Source organism: Niallia circulans, assembly GCF_003726095.1.
Classification (GTDB): Bacteria; Bacillota; Bacilli; order Bacillales; family Cytobacillaceae; genus Niallia; species Niallia circulans_A.
On the sequence record NZ_CP026031.1, the window covers coordinates 2,402,301 to 2,422,584 of the forward strand.

14 protein-coding genes and 1 other annotated feature are annotated in these 20,284 nt (G+C 34.3%); of the genes, 4 read left to right on the forward strand and 10 right to left on the reverse strand.

What is annotated here, in order from left to right:
* Positions 1–44: 44 nt before the first annotated feature.
* From mbcS to ezrA, 5 genes are all read right to left on the reverse strand, one after another.
* A complete protein-coding gene (mbcS, locus tag C2I06_RS11675) occupies positions 45–1,622 on the reverse strand; it encodes an acyl-CoA synthetase MbcS (RefSeq protein WP_095332407.1) in 1,578 nt (525 codons plus the stop codon).
* Positions 1,623–2,092: 470 nt separating this feature from the next.
* Positions 2,093–2,299 carry an alpha/beta-type small acid-soluble spore protein gene (locus C2I06_RS11680; protein WP_031534962.1) on the reverse strand — a complete coding sequence of 69 codons (207 nt, stop codon included), beginning with the start codon at positions 2,297–2,299 and terminating at the stop codon, positions 2,093–2,095.
* Between the two features lie 126 nt (positions 2,300–2,425).
* A complete protein-coding gene (thiI, locus tag C2I06_RS11685) occupies positions 2,426–3,637 on the reverse strand; it encodes a tRNA uracil 4-sulfurtransferase ThiI (protein WP_095332411.1) in 1,212 nt (403 codons plus the stop codon).
* Positions 3,634–4,779 carry a cysteine desulfurase family protein gene (locus tag C2I06_RS11690; RefSeq protein WP_123258085.1) on the reverse strand — a complete coding sequence of 382 codons (1,146 nt, stop codon included), beginning with the start codon at positions 4,777–4,779 and terminating at the stop codon, positions 3,634–3,636. Before C2I06_RS11690 ends, thiI begins: the two co-directional genes overlap by 4 nt.
* 378 nt (positions 4,780–5,157) lie before the next feature.
* Positions 5,158–6,861 (reverse strand): septation ring formation regulator EzrA, encoded by a 1,704-nt coding sequence (ezrA, locus tag C2I06_RS11695; RefSeq protein ID WP_123258086.1) that lies wholly within the window; start codon positions 6,859–6,861, stop codon positions 5,158–5,160.
* A gap of 407 nt (positions 6,862–7,268) precedes the next feature.
* Here ezrA and hisJ point away from each other — a divergent pair, with 407 nt between their 5' ends.
* On the forward strand, positions 7,269–8,075 hold the full coding sequence (gene hisJ / locus C2I06_RS11700; protein ID WP_123259148.1) for a histidinol-phosphatase HisJ: 807 nt from the start codon (positions 7,269–7,271) through the stop codon (positions 8,073–8,075).
* Here hisJ and refZ read toward each other — a convergent pair.
* Positions 8,058–8,684 carry a forespore capture DNA-binding protein RefZ gene (gene refZ / locus C2I06_RS11705; RefSeq protein WP_095332417.1) on the reverse strand — a complete coding sequence of 209 codons (627 nt, stop codon included), beginning with the start codon at positions 8,682–8,684 and terminating at the stop codon, positions 8,058–8,060. The genes hisJ and refZ overlap by 18 nt on opposite strands.
* 225 nt (positions 8,685–8,909) lie before the next feature.
* Between refZ and C2I06_RS11710 the strand changes: the two genes are divergently transcribed.
* Positions 8,910–9,392, forward strand: a complete 483-nt coding sequence (locus C2I06_RS11710) for a GAF domain-containing protein (RefSeq protein WP_047941831.1) — start codon at positions 8,910–8,912, stop codon at positions 9,390–9,392.
* A gap of 85 nt (positions 9,393–9,477) precedes the next feature.
* On the opposite strand, the gene C2I06_RS11715 is transcribed toward C2I06_RS11710, so the two are convergent.
* Positions 9,478–11,352, reverse strand: coding sequence for a sensor domain-containing diguanylate cyclase (locus tag C2I06_RS11715; RefSeq protein WP_095332419.1), 1,875 nt, complete (start codon positions 11,350–11,352; stop codon positions 9,478–9,480).
* A 720-nt stretch (positions 11,353–12,072) separates the two neighbouring features.
* Here C2I06_RS11715 and rpsD point away from each other — a divergent pair.
* Positions 12,073–12,675, forward strand: a complete 603-nt coding sequence (gene rpsD / locus C2I06_RS11720; RefSeq protein ID WP_095332421.1) for a 30S ribosomal protein S4 — start codon at positions 12,073–12,075, stop codon at positions 12,673–12,675.
* Positions 12,676–12,744: 69 nt separating this feature from the next.
* Here rpsD and C2I06_RS11725 read toward each other — a convergent pair whose 3' ends face one another.
* A complete protein-coding gene (locus tag C2I06_RS11725) occupies positions 12,745–13,467 on the reverse strand; it encodes a hypothetical protein (RefSeq protein ID WP_141231360.1) in 723 nt (240 codons plus the stop codon).
* A 565-nt stretch (positions 13,468–14,032) separates the two neighbouring features.
* The gene (tyrS, locus tag C2I06_RS11730) at positions 14,033–15,289 is read right to left on the reverse strand and encodes a tyrosine--tRNA ligase (RefSeq protein WP_123258087.1); all 1,257 of its coding nucleotides are present in this window, start codon (positions 15,287–15,289) and stop codon (positions 14,033–14,035) included.
* Between the two features lie 85 nt (positions 15,290–15,374).
* Positions 15,375–15,599 (reverse strand) — a binding site (T-box leader).
* Positions 15,600–15,746: 147 nt separating this feature from the next.
* Here tyrS and C2I06_RS11735 point away from each other — a divergent pair.
* Positions 15,747–18,686: a transglycosylase domain-containing protein gene (locus C2I06_RS11735; protein WP_123258088.1), complete on the forward strand. Its 2,940-nt coding sequence runs from the start codon at positions 15,747–15,749 to the stop codon at positions 18,684–18,686.
* Between the two features lie 396 nt (positions 18,687–19,082).
* Here the strand turns inward: C2I06_RS11735 and ccpA are convergent, their stop codons facing one another.
* Positions 19,083–20,081, reverse strand: a complete 999-nt coding sequence (gene ccpA, locus C2I06_RS11740) for a catabolite control protein A (protein WP_095332429.1) — start codon at positions 20,079–20,081, stop codon at positions 19,083–19,085.
* Between the last annotated feature and the right edge of the window lie 203 nt (positions 20,082–20,284).

A 20,284-nucleotide genomic window follows, 5' to 3' on the forward strand; every position in this document is an offset into this window, starting at 1 on the left:
TTAAAGTGCCCTTTTTGTCTCCCTATTTCATTTAATATACTATTTTAGTACTTACTATTTTTTTCATTCTCTCTTAATTCAACTCGTCTAATTTTACCTGACGTCGTTTTTGGTAGCTCATTCATAAATTCTATTTTCCGAGGATATTTATAAGGAGCGGTTAATTTCTTTACATGGGATTGCAGCTCTTTCGTTAATTCCTCGTTTCCTTCGATTCCATCTCTAAGGACGACAAATGCCTTCACTACATTCCCTCTTATTGGATCTGGACTTGCTACAACCGCACATTCTTTCACCGCTTTATGTTTAACAAGCGCATCTTCCACTTCAAATGGTCCAATCGTATAGCCAGAACTGATAATAATATCATCTCTTCTACCTTCAAACCAATAATAGCCATCTTCATCTTTTCTCGCACGATCTCCTGTAACGTAATAATCCCCGCGAAATTGATTTTGTGTTCTTTCTGGTTCTTTTAAATATTCCTTAAACAACGCTGGCGTATCTTTGTGAACTGCTATGTCTCCTACTTCACCAACTGAACAAATTTCACCATCTTCATTGATAATTTCCACCAAATTTCCTGGTGTTGGTTTTCCCATGGATCCAGGTCTTAATTCGACTCCTTTTGTTATCCCAACTAATAATGTATTTTCTGTTTGTCCATATCCATCACGTACATCTAGGTGGAAATGTTCTTTAAATACATCAATTACTTCCCTGTTTAAGGGTTCGCCAGCAGAAACAGCACTTCGTAATTGGTTTAATTGATACTTATGAATATCCTCCACTTTCGCCATTAGACGATACTCCGTTGGTGTACAACAGAAAACATTAACCTCATATTTCTCCAAAAGCTGTAAATATTTTTCCGGATTAAATCTACCATGATAAACAAGTCCAATTGCTCCTGAACCTAATACTGATAATAAAGGACTCCATACCCATTTTTGCCATCCAGGTCCTGCTGTTGCCCACACTAAATCTCCTTCTTCAATACAGAGCCAATTTGGAGCAGCTGTTCTTAGGTGAGCATATGCCCAGCCATGCGTATGTACAACACCTTTTGGGTTCCCTGTAGTTCCTGAAGTATAGGAAATAAAAGCCGTATCTGTTTTCAATGTAGGAGCTAACTGTAGCTCGTCAGAAACATCCTGTGCCCTTGCATCTAAATGCATCCATCCTTCTTTTTCTTCTCCCAGCACAAACCGTTTAATCATATGTATATCTTCCACTAGTTCTAATTCGCCTATGAAAGGATAATAACTAACAACTGCTTTTACATCTCCATGCTTGATCCGATATTGCAAATCTTTGGCACGCAGCATTTCGGAACTTGGTAAAATCGTTAATCCTAATTTTAATGCAGCTAAATATACTTGATATGCTTCTATTATTCGCGGAACAATAACAAGCACGACATCTCCTTTTTGTAAACCCTCATCCTTAAATACATTTCCTATTCTATTTGCTGCTTTCATTAAGGAGGAATATGTAACTTCTTTTGTTTCGCCTTCTTCGTTCTCCCATTTCAATGCAAGTCTATCTTGATTCTGGGCAAATTTCTCAATCTCCGAAACAAAATTATATTGTTTTGGAGCTATTAAATCTTCCGTCTTCATAATCAATTCCTCCTGATTCTAATTGTAAATACTTAACCCATTATACTACCCCATTTGTATTTTTTAAATTATTTAAATTTCAAAGCACTAGGAAATTGATAGTTTTTTAAAGAATTACTCTAATATCTACATGGAAGTTCGATAGAAGAGGGTGGGACAAAAGAATTTTACATAAAGAAAAAGCCAAACTATAATACAATAAAACATCGTAATAGTTCGGGTTTTTCTTTTCGCTGATTTATCTTTTTTATAGCTAAAAAACAAGTTCGTTCCATTGCGCTCCAGTCACTCGCTTTCCGCGGGGAGAGAAACAAAAATAGATTTTATTTATCATTCGTCTAATTCAACAAATGATTATTCAGCTTTAAGCATATCCTTTTTAGTTTTGTCTCAGCCCCATTTATTTTTAAACAATACCGCAAAGAAAGAGCAAGGCGTTATGCCTTGCTCCTTGTAGCCATTTTATTCAATTATTTTGAGAAACCGCCGCCTAATTGTTGCTCAGCCATTTGAACTAAACGTTTAGTGATTTCACCACCAACTGAACCGTTAGCGCGAGAAGTTGTTTCAGCACCTAAGTTTACACCAAACTCAGTAGCAATTTCATATTTCATTTGATCTAGAGCTTGAGAAACTCCAGGTACTAATAATTGATTTGAATTGTTGCTGCTTGCCATGTGTATCACCTCCTTGTGATAATAGAATGTGTAATACACATGGCATTCATTCGTTTTAATTACTGGTAATTCTTCACAAAAATAAAATATTGGGAATTTTTGTTACCAAAAATTATACTGCTTCGCTCAGAAAAGGGAATCCGTTTCCGTGTTTACTTTATTACTCTCTTCTCTTTTCAGAATTATCGTTTCCACATTTTTGACTGCTTCTTCAATCAAGGGCTCAAAATCAGTAAAACTTTCATAATACTGTATTTTTTCCTTTTTCGGTTTTGTTTTTGGAGAAGAAGGCACAAATACTGTACAACAATCCTCATATGGACGAATGGAAATATCATGGGTATCAATTTTCTTTGCCCATTCAATAATTTCCGTTTTATCTGTTGTTATTAAAGGTCTTAAAATAGGAGTATTAGTCACGTCATTGATCGCATACATGCTTTCGAGCGTTTGGCTCGCCACTTGCCCTAAGCTTTCTCCCGTAATGATAGCTAATGCTTCTTGTCTTTTCCGAATTTCATCTGTGATTCTTAACATAATTCTTCGTGTTGCAGTCATCGTATAGTTCTCTGGAATTTGTTTATGAATCAACTGCTGAATTGTCGTAAATGGAACAATATGCAAAACAAAATGTCCGTTAAAACTGGCCAGTTTCTCCGAAATATCAATTACCTTTTGTTTTGCTCTTTCACTAGTAAACGGCGGACTAAAGAAATGTACTCCCTCTACTTCAAGTCCCCTTTTCATGGACAAGTATCCAGCTACCGGACTATCTAATCCTCCAGATAACATCAACATTGCTTTTCCACTTGTTCCTGAAGGTAATCCTCCTGCTCCTGCTATATTTTCACAGGAAAGGTAGATAGCTTCTGTTCTGACTTCAATTTGGACATTTATATCAGGGTTTTTAACATCTACTTTTAAACCAGGGATATTTTTTAATAAATGACCACCAATTGTCTGATTGATTTCATTAGTGTCAAGTTCAAACCCTTTATCTGCGCGTCTAGCACTTATTTTGAAAGTAGACCCTTCCTCATATAAAGAAGTAACAATTTCTAAAGCTGCCGCTTTGATTATTTCGATATCTCTTTCTAGCTTTATTGCAGGACTAAAAGATTGAATACCAAAGATATTTTTTAGAACTTTGGAAATTCCGTCAACATCTTCCCCATTTAATAATACATACATTCTTTCTCTTTTTGCTTCAATAGACACAGTCGGAAATGCCTCTAAAGACTTTGCAATTGTCCGTCTTAATTTATCTACAAATTGTTTTCTATTTCTCCCCTTTGTAGATAGTTCCCCATAGCGTATTAAAATACGATCATATTTCATTTCATTACACCTCTCAACCATTCTTTAATATCTTGTATTGCAGCCATTACTTTTTCCATTTCTTCCATTGTGTTTGCATACGATAAACTAATTCGAAAAGAGTTTTCAGCAATTTGTTCGGGTACACCCATACCTAATAATGTCTTACTAACTTTATTAGTTTTGGAAGAACATGCACTCGTTGTAGAAATATAAATATCACGTTCTTCTAATGCATGAACAAATACCTCTGCTTTTATTCCTTCAATAGAGAAATTAAGAATATGGGCCACACTTTTTCCTAGAGCTGGCGAATGGATAGAGACACCATCTATTCTAGCTAGCTGTTCACGCAAATAAAGATTTATTTGTGTGAGGACAGACATTTTCTCTTTTTGATTTTGTAACTGCATCCGTAATGCCTTGGCAGTTGCTACTGCCCCAGCTACATTCTCTGTTCCACTTCTAAAAGTATTTTCTTGACCACCGCCGGCTAATAGTGGTTGAATTCTTTTACCTTCTTTTATATAAAGAACGCCATTCCCTTTAAGTCCATGAAATTTATGTGCTGAAATCGTATAAGCGTCTACATTAGCCTTCTTTAAAGAAATTGGCTGCTTTCCAATTCCTTGAACTCCATCCACATGAAAAAAAACATTCGGATAATTAGATAAACACTTGCCTATCTCTTCAATCGGCTGAATTGAACCTACTTCATTATTAACATGCATCACTGAGACTAGGATGGTTTCTTTACGAATATGTTTGACTATATCTTCTGCAGAAACTTGTCCATATTTATTAACGGGGACATACGTAATAGTAAAACCATCTTCTGCTAATTGTTCCATTACCTTGTGAATAGAATCATGTTCAATAGTTGTTGTTATTATATGATTTCCTTTTCCTTTAAACGTACGAGCTATCCCTTTTAAAACAGTATTATTCCCTTCTGTTCCTCCTGAAGTAAAATATATTTCATTACTCTTTACTTCTAAGAGCTCAGCAATTTGCTCTCTTGCCTGTATTAGTAGTTTCTCCGCTTCCATACCTATCCGATGGATCGAGGATGGATTTCCAAAAAACTTTTGAGATACTGTTGTATAAGATTCAAGAACTTCTGAAAAAGGTTTAGTTGTAGCACTATTATCTATATAGATCATTACATCGGAATTTCCTTTCCTTGAAAAAGTTAACTTTACTTAGTTAAATGGATATATTTATTAACAGCCATTAGTCGTATCATATCTTAAAAATAGGATCTTTCTAGAAAGAAGTGGTTTTTCAAAAGAATATTTATCGATTGAAAACTGCGCTGCTTTTTTATACTCTTTGACAGGATATCCGCTAAGCCAAACACTTAACGACAGATGCCCGTTGCATTTAGGTATTAAGCCCCACCATGAAAGTTTTACTTTATAATGCTACCATATGTTAAACCTTTTGCAAATACACGGATAAGCTGCACCATTCCCTTCATTCCGTAAAAAAAAGTCTGAGTTGATTTCCTCAGACTTTTTTACACATATTACTTTGGCTTCTTAATGTTGATTTTCTTTCCATTCATTTGACCAAGCTTCGATTTTATTCATACTGCCTGGCTCTATTTCTTCGATGGTGGCTGCTGCATATTGCAATGCCTCTTTATAGCGGTAGTTTCTAAAATGAGCTTCAGCTTCTAATAAACCTTGATGGACTTTTTGATATTTACGACGATATCTATTTCCATATTGAATAATTTTCTCTGCTAAATAAACCGTTTCAACCAATTCAATTGTTACGTTTACTAGCATTGTCACTTTTTCTTCGGTCACATCAATGATCTTCTTCGCTTCAACCATATTTAACGGCGTATGCTCTAGCATTCTTTTTGCTTGATCAATACTCTCTTTTGCTTCTTGCATTAGTTGATTATATTCCTCTGTCACACCTGGCAAATTGCTATTTGTCACTCTTCTTACCGCATCGGCCACTTGTTTACTTAATTCTCTTAAGCGATTATGGGCAGAAACTTCGTCTTTACGAAGGGCATGAAGCTTTTCAAATAGTGCTTTTTGTTCTAAAGAAGCATTTTCTAACTGTTCCTTTAATACTTTTAACTCTTCTCCCAAAAGTGTATGTGCTGCTGATTCGGTCAGTAGTTTATGCTCTAATACTTCATATTGCTTGAAAAGAAAATTTAATTTCTTCTCTAGCTTAAATTGAAGCTCAATATCTTCATTATCTAAATTATAGTTCTTTTGTAACAATCCAACCTCTACTTGAAGCTGCGCATTTCCTTGCTGTACATCTGCTAAGATTTCTTTTGTTGCATTCATATTGATATGGCAATAATTTTTTGCTAGCACTTCTTTTTCTAATAAGTCATAAAGTAAATCTAGTTTATCCTGAATTTCAGAAACAACCTTCTCTACAGCTTCCACATTTCCTTCCTTTAAATCTGTTTCTGTGGAAGCAAGTTCATTAGTTAAACTTGCTATTTCTTCTTCCATTTGCAAATGTTCTAAAATGTATCCTTGCTCTATCATATCTGCATACCCATCTTTTAACTCATCAAGTTGTTCTGGCAGCTTCGTTTGACATTCAATTAATAATGGAGGAATTTTTTCAATCAAATAAGTAATAGTTGATAAACGATCCTGGATTTTATATACTATTTCTCTTGCTTCTAAATAATCTCCATTATTCGTTTTCTCATCATAAGTAATAAATAATTCCGCTATTTCTTGAAGCATTGTTTCAATCTTTTTCTCTGTATCACCAAAAGTATGGCGATGGGCTAAAAGATTTTTTTTGCTGACACGATAAGATTCTTTAAGTTCTTCCATTTCAGTGCGGTTTTTTTCTTCACTGCCGACAAGGTTATTAAGCTCTTCTAATAGTGTATCAATTCTTTTATCCACACTTTCCATTTTCATCCGAATAATATCTTGTGTCTTTTTCGCTTTTGGAAAATTATATTTATCAATATAACTCTCTGTATCAAAAAGCAGCTCTTCAATTTCAGGTAATTCAGCCGTAACGATATCGTCCCATTCTTTTCTCCATCTTTCAAATAACTCTTCAGTTTGTCCAATCATATTTAATTGTTTAACCTTCGCGAGCTCTTCCAGTACTGGACGATTCATGATATTTATTTTCCAGTTTTCTAATTCATCTACTCCGTTATAATACTTTCTTTTAATAAAATATCCCGCTACGAATAGGCAAATAACTATTCCTATTCCTCCAATTATGTAATTCATTTGAAGCCCCCTGTTCATACACCGGCCATAATTCCGTATCTATTTTCACTATTGTTAATCAAAATTAAGCAGCAGTAATCCGTAAATAAAGACAAAGGATTAAATGCCCTAAAAAACTTATTAAGTTCAACAAATCTATGTGATAACGAAATATGTTAAAACAATTAAGAGATGTCTCCTTATAAGCAAGTAAAATTCTTTGTATTTATGATAACATGTAAACGACAATTTTTGACTATTATTTTACGTTTTTTTCATAATTTCGTATTCTTTTTTCAAAGTTCGATAGATATCTTCATTATATAAGGATTCATTTAAAAATACACGTAGGAAAACTTCTTTATTTACCTCGCTGTTAAATTAAGTATATATTGAATATAGAAGGAATAGAAAGGATGGTAATTACAATGAAGAAGGACGGACATATCCATACACCATTTTGTCCTCATGGAACGAAGGATTCGCTTAGGCAATACGTTGAACAAGCAATTATGCTGGGTTTTACGGAAATGACATTTACAGAGCATGCACCCTTACCAAAAAGTTTTATCGATACCACCCCAACACAGGATAGTAGTATAACGCTGGAAGCATTGCCTTTCTACATAAAGGAAGTTCAGCATATCAAGAAAGAATATAAAGAAAGAATAAAGATCAATATAGGACTTGAAATAGATTATATAGAAGGATTCGAACTAGAAATAAAAGATTTTCTAGCTGAATGGGGACATTTTTTGGACGACAGTATCCTAAGTGTTCACTTTTTGAAAAATCCATTATCTAATCGTTATGATTGTGTGGATTATAGTCCTGAATATTTTGGACATATGGTGGAACAGTATGGGGGAGTTTCAAAACTATATGACTGCTACTATCAAACACTTCTTAAATCGATTAAAGCAGACTTAGGCCCAGCCAAGCCAAAAAGACTAGGCCACATCACCCTTATACATAAGTTCCAGCAGCTTTATCCACAGGAACAAAACTTTCAAACTATTATTTTCACCATTTTAGATGAAGTGAAAATACATGGATATGAACTGGATTATAATGGTGCAGGCGTAAATAAGCCATATTGCAAAGAACCATATCCCCCTAAATGGATTGTGCAGGAAGCGATAAACCGTGATATCCCTTTAGTATATGGATCTGATGCTCATCAGGCAAAAGATTTAGGGCAAGGCTGGGACGTCATGTTATGGAATAATCAATAATTCTTTTTCGTTCAAACAAACAACATCGTGAATCCACCGATGAATCTCTTCTAAATATTTTCTTTTAAAGTAGTCCTCATTTAAAAAAATATGAAGAACTTCGGTCACATAATAAGAATGAATAAAAGGCATCGAGAGCAGTCCTTTTAATTGTATAATACTATAGGAAATAGATTGTTTTCTAAATTCCTTCCTCTCGATTCCTTTTTCAAGGATTTGCGTAAAAATATACCTTTCTTTCACATAATAGGTGGACATTATTTCTCTTACAACTTGTGAATCGATGGATACCTCTCGTAAAACAAATCTTGTCAGCTGTGGATTTTTACATTGATAGGTAATAATGCAATCCACCATTTTCTTCAATTTCTCTGTTGGACTATCAGACTGAAGAAATACTTGTTCAAGCAGTTCTAAATACGTTTCAAAAAAGTTCATATAGCAATACTCTAACAATCCTTGTTTCCCATTGAAATAATACGATATATTGGCAATATTCACCTTTGCTAATCCAGCAATATCACGTATAGAAGTACCGTGATAGCCTTTTCGATTAAATAAAGAAACGGCTGCTTCCACAATGGCATCCCTTGTTGAAATTTCTTTCATCTAGTCTACCTCTTTTCTGTTGCGAATCATTAAAAAGTATGGTTGAATATTAAAAACTTCTATATAATTGAGAAAGACTGTTTTTGTAAAGACAATCGTTTTCTATTTAATTACATTTCTTTATCAGTAGGAAGAATCCTTTAAAAACCTTCCGACAAAGTGCTGGATTCTTCTGTATTTATCGTCAAAAAACAACATTTAAAATGAGAAAGATTGGTGATATACATGTTTAGTGTCGAAACATATAATGGTAACCGCGAACAACAGTATCAATTAGTTGAAAAGCAATTACGTGCATTATTAGAGGGAGAACATAATGCTATTGCGAATCTATCTAATGCCTCCGCATTATTGAATCAATTTTTGCAAAACATCAATTGGGTAGGTTTTTATCTGGTAGAAGAAAATGAACTAGTTCTTGGACCATTCCAAGGATTACCTGCTTGTGTTCGTATTCCATTTGGGAGAGGTGTTTGTGGTACAGCTGCTCACAATAAAGAAACTGTAAGAGTTGAGGATGTCCATCAATTCCCTGGCCATATTGCGTGTGATGCAGCTTCTCAATCCGAAATTGTCATCCCATTAGTCAAAGAAGATGGCACATTAATTGGAGTACTTGATATCGATTCCCCAGAAAAGAATCGATTTGATGAATTGGATCAAAAATACTTAGAATTATTCGCTTCTACTTTAGTTAAGTATTTATAATTATAAGAATAATTTTGTTATTGTCAGCTTGCAAAAAAGGTGTTTTATCTTTCCTGTGGAGAAAGGTAAAACACCTTTTTATTCTCTAAATAAGAAGAGTATTTTGAATAATAACCTTGTCTTTTCCTGTTTCTTTTGCCGTGTACAATGCTTTATCAGCACGCTTAAAAAGGGTATTATACGTATCATTACTTTGTTTATTCCAATAAGAAACCCCGCATGAAATGGTTACTGCTGGTTTAGAATTTCCCCTTACCTTTTTTACTAATCTTTCAGCAATAGTAACACCTAAAGAAAGAGGAACTCTAGGAAGATAAATGGCTAATTCCTCTCCACCCCATCTAGAACCAATATCAGAACTTCGAATATTATCTTTAATAATATTCGCTACCTGTATAATAATATCATCGCCAATTTGATGACCATATGTGTCATTTATCAATTTAAAATCATCGATATCAATTAAAATAAACGTTCCTTCCTTATCTTCCCGTAAAGACATTTGGATTTTTTCATCCAAATAATTTCTTGAATATAATTTTGTTAAATGATCTGTAACAACCATTTTTTCTAATTCTTCTCTTAACAAAGAATTGGTTAAGGCAAGGGTCGAATGATGAATCAATGATTGTAATAGTTTAAATGTATCAAAGGAAAAATGATAGGCAGAAGGATGCATGACAATCGCAACCCCCTTTAATACACCTGTTTGCATCATCGGCACAGCCATAATGGATTTATATCGTGCCCCCTCAAGCTGCATACTAAAATCTCCTAGAAACAGAGAATCTTTCTCGATTTGAATTTTTTCTTTAACATATTTAATATATTGCTGTGATTCTTGATTAAAAAAGAAAGAAGAGCTCCCTGACAGCACTTTTGTAGAATTGTTTTCAAGTGAAAATAAGATAAATCCTACTTCTTGTGCATCAAAACTAGCAGATATTCTTTCACAAATATAGGTCATTATTTCGTTTAAGCGCAAATTAGAATTTAATTGATGAGATGCCTCATTAATTAGTTGCAAATCTGTAACTAATTTTTTTGATTGTTGATATAACTGAGCATTTTCCAAAGCCCCTCCTGCTGTATTAGCTAATAAAGAAATAAATTCCACTTCGTTTTTCGGAAAGGAGATTGCATTTGGAACAATAATTTGCAAAACGCCATAGACTCCTTGTTTTCCTTTTAAAGGAGCATAAATAACTGAACTTTTTTCCTCTTTTAAGTTTTCGAATTGCAATTCAGCAGTGACATAAGCTTCCATCGCAGCCATATTTTCGCCATCATATTCTAAGTCCTTAACTGGTAAATCTGTTGGACTATTGTTATCGTGGGAAAGCAGAAGAAAATAATGATAGAATGGGTAAACTTCCTTTAAAGTGAAGATAACTTCTCTTAATACGTCTTCCATCATCATGGATGAATGAAATTTCTCCGTCACTTTAAATAACTGCTTGTATTTCTTTTTTTCTTTCATTGCGTCCGCAATATTCTGCATATTCGCAAAAAAACTTCCGACTTCTTTCCCTGCCATCTCTAACAAAAAACTCTCTTCATTGGGGTCATCCAATATTTCCTTCTTCATTTTAATCGCTAAAATATAATCGACTTTTTCTTTTTTCTTGTTATTAAGTGCTAACAACATATAATCATGTGCCAAATCATCTTTTATAGAAGTTCGAGAAAATTTATATTCGCATAGAAAAGATATGTCTTCGTTCAGACAAACAGCTTTATCTTCGCAATTCTTTAATACAGTTGAAGATACAATCTTCCAATTAACATCCCATTCTTCGTTAGTATACAAAGTTACTTCAACGGCACCAAATACTTCTCGGATTGCTTCAAGTGCAGCTTGCGTGATGATGCCAATGTTTTCATGTATCACTTTCGTATTATATAAATCAAAAAAACGACTTTTTAACATTAATATTTTTTGGTGGCCAAGGAAGTCCATGTATTTATCACCTAATTCACCTAACTATTCATTCTTTGATTATTTATTCATAATTTACATAGACAAAATAAATCGATATATGCAATCTCATTATAAATAAATTCCCATCCCATTTTGGTTATTTAATAATAAATATAGTTTTGGAAATTAAATCGCAACAAATTTCTGAGAAACAAAGCACATAATTAATAACAGGGAAATAATTTCTTGGAGGACATTAACTAATAATGCTAATAACAAAAAACAGTTCTAATTACTTATAATGTATACCTATTCAAACTGGAGGAATATTACGCATAAAATCCTTCAAAGTATTGCTACCCAATAGGCTTTCAATGAAATATATGTAAAAGGATTTCTAGGATATATTACCTAATAGGATAATCTAGTTAAATTATACTAATTATATCATATTGGCAATAAATAGGTAGAAAAAAAATGATAAGATCTTGTTGATATACTACGATTTTCTCGAAAAGTAACGTATCTGCAAATACTACTTGACTTTTCACCTATAAAAAACATATAATATTCTTTGTGTAAAATAGCGCAGCATATGTAAACACTTTTTGTCTTATTTTGTTCCTCAAATATTGATTTGATGGTGTATTGAGTAACCCTTGGCTGCTAGGGCGAAGGTACAGGAAGACAAAATAAACAAGAAGACATGTTACATCTGTTTTTATTTTACCAAATAAAAACATGAAGGAGGAGTCAATTATGGCTCGTTATACAGGTCCAAGCTGGAAACTTTCTCGTCGTCTTGGTATTTCTTTAAGTGGTACAGGTAAGGAGTTAGATAAACGCCCTTACGCTCCAGGACAACATGGTCCAAACCAACGTAAAAAATTATCAGAATACGGATTACAATTACAAGAAAAACAAAAACTTCGTCATATGTATGGTGTGAACGAACGTCAATTCCGTAATCTTTTTGATATCGCAGGTAAAATGACTGGTAAGCATGGTGAAAACTTCATGATCTTATTAGAAACTCGCCTAGATAACGTTGTTTACCGTTTAGGTTTAGCTCGTACTCGTCGTCAAGCACGTCAATTAGTTAACCATGGTCATATCTTAGTAGATGGCAAACGCCTTGATATCCCATCATACCGCGTTAAAGCTGGTCAAACTATCACTTTACGTGAAAAATCTCGCAACCTTGAAGTTGTTAAAGAAGCAGTAGAAGTAAATAACTTCGTACCTGATTTCTTAACTTTCGATGCAGATAAATTAGAAGGTACATTCACTCGTTTACCAGAACGTTCTGAATTACCAGCTGAAATTAACGAAGCTCTTATCGTTGAGTTCTATTCTCGTTAATAGAATTACTAAAAAAAGCTCCTTTTTCCTTTTGGAATTAGGGCTTTTTTTAATGACATTATGTCTTTTCTAGTCACAATTCCCTTTTCCTCCCAAAGGAAAAAGGAGCTCTCCCCAATTAGCCTTTTCTTTCTTTTTTGGTCTTTTTACAAGAATATTATTTATAAATAATCCCTCTTCATAAAAAAATGTTGCTACTTGCACTTGGTGAAAAAAAGGAAAGAACAAATCCTTTATTCTCATTTCTATATCTCTTGTATATTTAACATTCGGGAGACTAATCTGAATAACAGTCTTTTCTCTTTTTTGTTCATATACAAGCCAATATTCATGGACAACCTGGTTTATTATTTGTTGAAATTCCCATTTTTCTTTCCCCTTTTCTTCCCTGCTAGTAAGACATATTTTATCCCCTAATATCTCTTGATTCTTAAATAGTTCTATTATACCGTCCTTTTGGAAGTCCACACTCCATTCGGGGGAAACGAGATCTCCTGTTAGGATTGTCGGAAAGCAGTCCATTCGATCTTCTACTTTTGTTTGTTGATTCAAATAATCTATTATCGCCATATAGGATGATCGACTATCACATTGATTCACTTGCAGGAGGATTTGTTCATATATATTTGCCCGTAGATTAATTAAAGTAACAATATTATTTTTCCACTTTACTTTATCAAAAAGCATTTGAAATTCCGGAATCACATAGCTGCTCTCAAAACGACTTAAAGGGTATTGAAAAGCGATAGAATAATGATCCTTTTCATAATACTTCATCATAAACATTCGCATTACAATATACTCTAAAAAAGGAGACGGTACATTTAAGACTTCACTGTTTAGTTTCATTGATTTCACAGGAAAAGTAAGTCTATTACATCTTCCCGTTTCTCCCTCCTTCAACAATTGTTTATTATAAGTATAAAACAATTTGTTGGATAAACAGATTAGAAATGGAAAAAAATATATCTTTTTCACATTTTAGACAATATATTGTAACAAAATGTTGCCATAAAAATGCTGTCTGATGAAAAATGGTTCTTTCATCAGACAGTAGACAAACCTTAGAATTTTAGAAATAGAAGTTGGTCTATGGTATATTTAATAATTTCTTAGAATAGTGACATTGCTTTCCGTGGAACTTGCGCTGAGCCGCGGTCTGCTGACAGCCTGCAGGATCTCAGGCTGTCTCGCTAATCCACAGGAATCTCACCCCTTACACACTACAAGCAATGCATCAAAATCCCTTTTAACTTTTCTAAAATCAGTTTGTCGACAAACTGATTTCATTTTATTAAACACCATTATTTCATTTCAAAAAAACCACCCTAAAAGTTTCCTTTTAGGGTGGTTGCCATTAAAACTTAATTAAATAATATTTTTTCTTGCCTCGACGGATTACGGTAAACTGTCCTTCAATTCGATCTTCTTCAGTAAGTGCATAATCTAGTTCCTGTTTGCGCTCTCCATTAATATAGACAGCACCATTTGTTATATCTTCGCGCGCTTGTCTTTTCGAGGATACAATACCAGCAGCCACTAATAAATCAACAAGCAGAGCTTCTCCTTCTGTATGTTCATATGTTGGCACATCTTTAAAACCTTGTTTGATTTCTTCTGCCGTTAAATTTTTTATATCTCCACTAAAGAGCGCTGCCGTTATTTTTTGTGCCTGTTCTAGGGCAGATTCTCCATGAATTAATTTCGTCATCTCTTCCGCTAATGTTTTTTGAGCTTTACGGAGATGAGCCTCTTCTTGTACAGACTTTTCTAATTCCTCAATTTCTTCTTTAGAAAGGAAAGTAAAGAATTTCAAATACTTAATCACATCAGCATCTGCTGTGTTAATCCAAAATTGATAAAATTCATAAGGAGTTGTTTTTTCAGGATCTAACCAAACAGCACCACTTTCCGTTTTACCAAACTTCGTACCATCTGCCTTTGTCACAAGTGGAATGGTTAAACCATACGCCTTAGCCCCTTCTGGCATGTTCTTTCTAATTAATTCTAACCCTGTTGTAATATTCCCCCACTGGTCACTTCCGCCAATTTGCAATTTACAATCATGATGTTCATATAAATGTAAAAAGTCTAATGCTTGTAAAATTGTATACGTAAATTCAGTAAAAGATATCCCTGTTTCTAAACGATTAGCAATGGTATCTTTTGCTAACATATAATTAATTCCAATGTGTTTTCCATAATCACGTAAGAATGTAACAATATCCATTTTCCCTGCCCAATCATAGTTATTCACCATAATTGCACCTTTTGTTCCATCAAAGTCAAAGATTCTTTCCAATTGTCCTTGTAAGCATTTTACATTATAGCCAATAACATCTAATGTTTGTAGCTTTCTTTCTTCGCTTTTTCCACTTGGATCCCCAATTAAACCTGTTGCCCCACCTACTAACACAATTGGGCGATGTCCAGCGTTTTGAAAACGTCTTAATGTTAAAAACGGTAATAGATGTCCAATATGCATGCTATCAGCAGTAGGGTCAACGCCACAATATAAACTAGTCATTCCTTTTTCCAATTGTTCTTTCAATCCTGCTTCATCTGTCTGTTGGTAAATAATACCTCTCCATTGAAGATCTTCTAGTAAATTCATGTATATTCCTCCATTATAAAGTAAAATATCCTTGTCCTATTTTTCGTTATTGATTTAAAAACACAAAAAGTCCCTGCATCTAATATGCAGGGACGCCAAATCAGCGCGGTACCACCCAAAACTTGAGAAAATAGATTCTCCACTTCATTTGAATAACGGTTCAAGCCGTTCACTGCTACTAATTTACTATAACTTTCCCAGTGAAAGCTCCAGGAGGTAATTCATTCTTTTATTTATACCATTTTGCACCGACCAATGGCTCTCTGTTTATAGTGATAAAAGAACTACTTCTTCCCTTCAAAGCAATAACGAATCAATATATAGTTAGTTTATTTTTATCACATAAAAGCTGTTAATGTCAAACAATTATTCGAAGAAACAGGAAAAATATCGAACTCTGTCTATATTCCCCTCTCCTTTATGCTATAATGTATGTGATTTTAGGGGGAATGATACCATGAACGAAAGGCCGAAGTGGAAAAATGCTTTAAACCATTTTAAAAACTTCTTCACCAATAAACGAACACTGAAAGGAGCCCGTTTAACCTATGAAGTAACATGGAATATAGCTTTGCTCTTTATCATCATTACTGTGGTAGGGGGTGCATTTGGGCTAGGAATTGGTGCAGGATACTTTGCATCACTTGTTAAGGATGAGCCAATCCGTCCTTACACAACAATGCAAAAAGATATTTATAATTACGAAGAAACTTCAGAGTTATTCTTTGCTAACAATGAGTATTTAGGAAAAGTGCCTACAGACCTTGAGAGGGAAGAAGTAAAAATTAAAGATGTTTCTCCCTATTTAAAAGATGCTGTTATCGCTACTGAAGATGAAAATTTCTACAATCATAACGGAGTAGTTCCAAAAGCAATCTTCCGTGCATTATTTCAAGAAGTAGCAAACTCTTCTACGCAATCTGGTGGAAGTACGTTAACTCAACAGTTAATAAAGAATCAAATTTTAACTAACGAAGTCTCTTTTGAACGAAAAGCAAAAGAAATTCTCCTAGCACTGAGGCTAGAGAAATTCTTTGAGAAGGATGAAATATTAGAAGCTTACTTAAATGTTTCAACCTTAGGAAGAAATTCATCTGGCAGAAACATTGCAGGTGTACAGGCTGCAGCAAATGGTATATTTGGTGTAGATGCAAAGGATTTAACTTTGCCTCAAGCTGCATTTATCGCAGGGCTTCCACAAAGTCCATTTGGCTACACTCCTTTTACACAAGAAGGAAAATTAAAAAAGAATTTAGAACCAGGTTTAAATCGATTGAAAACAGTTTTAAACCGAATGTATGACCAAAAGAAAATATCTAAACAAGAATATGATACTGCCATGAAATATGACATAACGAAGGATTTTATCGGTCCGCAAAAAAGTCCAATTGAAGATTATCCGGCTGTTACGATTGAAATCCAACAAAGAAGCATAGAAATTATTGCCGAATTGTTAGCAAAAGAAGATGGATATACAAAAGAAGACTTGCAAGAAGACGATGTATTAGCAGAACAATACACTACACTTGCTGATCGTCAGATCCATCAAAATGGATACAAAATTCATAGTACCATCAATAAAAAAATCTATGATATTCAACAAAAGGCAGTCAAAAATTTCTCTCTTTTTGGACCAGATAAGAAACAACAAGTGATTGATCCAGAAACAAAAGAAAAAGTGACTATTATGGAACCTGTTGAAACTGGAGCAATTTTGATAGAAAACAAAACTGGGGCTATTTTAAGTTTTGTTGGAGGGCGTGATTATAATCGAGAAGCAACAAATCATGCCACACGTAGTGTCAGATCAAATGGTTCAACCATGAAACCACTTTTAGTTTATGGTCCAGCAATTGAACTGGGAACATTATCGCCTGGAAGTGTTTTACCAGACGTTCCATTAAGATTAAATCCTAGTAAACCAGGGAGTATTTGGCCAAACAACTATGACTCGCGATTTCATGGTTTAGTAACAGCAAGATATGCACTACAGCAATCATACAATGTTCCAGCAGTAAAAGCATATATTGATATATTGCCACAGAAACCAATTAAATTCTTAGAAAAAATGGGCGTTTCGTCATTAACTCCTGCTGATGCTTCAAACAGGGCTACTGCTATCGGTGGACTGGAGGATGGTATAACTGTTGAAGAAAATACCAATGCCTTTTCTACCTTTGCTAATAGTGGGAAATTTATCGATTCTTATATGATTGACAAGATTGAAGATAAAGATGGCAATGTTATTTATCAGCATGAAGTAAAACCTGTCGATGTATTTAGCCCACAAACCGCATACTTAACATTAGACATGATGAGAGATGTGATGAATCGCGGAACAGCCGCTGCCGTAAACAGCCGCCTAAAATTTAATTCTGACTGGGCAGGTAAGACCGGAACAGCCCAAGACTTTACAGATTCTTGGTTAGTTGCGACAAATCCAAATGTAACTTTTGGAGTTTGGACAGGTTATGATACACCAAAATCTTTACAAACTGGTTCGCTGCCTTCTTATAGTAACCGTACTAACTACTTATGGGCAGATTTACTGAATGCTGCATATGACGTTGCACCTGATCTTGTAGCTCCGTCCAAAAGCTTCAAGATGCCTGGTGGAATCGTAAGACAATCTGTATGTTCTATTTCTGGACTACTGCCTTCTGAGGGATGCTCAAAAGCCGGATTAGTGACAACTGATTTATTCAAGTCAGGAACGGTTCCATCTAAGAGGGACGACAGTTTAGTTGCAGGTAAATATGTAAAAATCGGTGATAAGAAATACATGGCTTTAGATTCTACTCCAAGTGAATTCGCTGAACCAGGATTAATGCTAAATCCAGACTATATCGAAAAGCTATTTGGTATTCGTATCAGCGATCCAAGTATTCTAAGCGAGAACAATCAAAAGCTCAAGAATCTTATCATTCCAAGCAATAAAATTGAAGACAATGGGAAGGCTCCTAGTGCACTAAAAGTCAATCTTAAAGGTGACACTATTAAATGGAGCAAGCATAGCGAAAAAGATGTAATTGGTTACCGGGTCTATAAAAATGGCAAAAAAGTAAAGAGTTTAAAAGCAGCAAATACCTTAAGTTTTAAAGGTGGTAATGGAAAATATATTGTTAAAGCAGTTGATATTGCTGGGAAAGAATCAAAGGCATCAAATGAAGTGGTAATTGGCAATTCACAAGAAAAGCAAGAGAGTCAAACTAAAAAGGAAAGTCAAGAAAAAAAGACCAATACTAAAGAGCAAACAGCGAACAAGCCAAAAGACAACAAAGAAAAAAATAGCAAGCCAAATAATGACAAACCTAAAGACGACAAGCCACCAGAAAATAACCAGCAAAACAATAAAGAACAAACAGAAAAGCCTGATAAAAAGACAGAAAATAATTAACTCCAATAAGGTTGGAACATAAATATTTCAATAACCATAACCTCAAACTATTATTCGTACACACTAATAACTATTCGTATAATGGTTTGGGGTTTTTATTTATTTTACGAAAGAAGGTTTGTGATAATCACCCGCAAACTGAATATACTTCGCTTTCCATGAAGTGAGCGCCATGCTCCTCGCGTCTTTAGTTTCTGCAGGAAGCAGACAGTGCATCGTGTCTGTAGAGTAGTGAATTGGATTGGATTGGTGTTTCGCACTAAATTAGAGAGTATTCGTCATTATGCAATATATTTTGTCCGTCCTAGCAACTCTTTTCTCGTTTCCTTTTTTCTTAAACAAAAAAAGACCAAGGCTGGATGTTTAATCCGGTTTTGGTCTTTTCCGTATCTAAACTTATTTTGTAGATTTTCGAGATTCTATACGATGTGGAAGTGTAACAATATGATCTTCTACTGTTTCTTTATTCATATATTTAGTAAGCAATCTCATAGCCACGGCACCGATATCATACAATGGTTGTACAACAGTTGTCAGTTGCGGGCGAACCATTAGTGTTAATTTTGTATTATCAGAGGTAACAATTTCGAAATCCTCCGGAACTTTATATCCTTTGTCTTCTGCTCCATGAATGACACCTAGAGCCATTTCATCTGAACCAACAAAGATTGCCGTTGGTTTATTATCACCTTCAATTAATTTATCGAAAGCTTCCATACCAGATTCATAGCTATAATCTCCTTCAACAACTAAGGATTCATTAAATTCGATTCCAGCTGCTTCTAATGCCTTTTTATAACCGCCTAATTTCTCATTTTTGTTGATTGGTTCTTCTAAGGATCCAAGGACAATTCCAATAGATTTATGGCCCTTTTCAACAAAGCTAGTTACTACATCGTACGTAGCTTGCGCATAATCAATGTTAACAGAAGAAATCTTTTTGCTTTCTTCAATACTAGCCGCAAGCACAATTGGTACAGGAGACTTTTCAAATTCAGTAACATGTTCCTCTGTTATATTGCCACCCATAAATACAATACCATCCACTTGTTTGCCTAACATGGTATTTAATAAGTGCAACTCTTTATCTTTATTTTGATCAGAGTTACTTAGAATAATATTATATTTATACATTGTAGCAATATCCTCAATACCTCTTGCTAATTCCGCGTAGAATGTGCTTGAGATATCAGGGATAATTACTCCAACTGTAGTAGTTTTCTTACTTGCTAGCCCTCTTGCAACAGCATTTGGACGATATCCTAAGCGATCAATAACTTCTAATACCTTTTTTCTTGTTGTTGGCTTAACGTTTGGATTTCCATTAACAACACGGGAAACGGTTGCCATAGAAACACTAGCTTCTCTTGCGACATCATATATTGTGATATTCATTGTGATTTTTACACTCCTTTTAGTCGAACTATTTCTTTCTATTATTTTATGGCAAGAAGCTACTTTCTTAATCATAAAAGATTCCCAATTTAGCTAATCTTGTCTAAGTATGTACTAATGATACGATATAGCAGGAAAACCCGCAATGACAAGCTTTCATTTTTTTTCAAAAAAAACGACTTTTTTTCGCTTTTTTAGCAAAA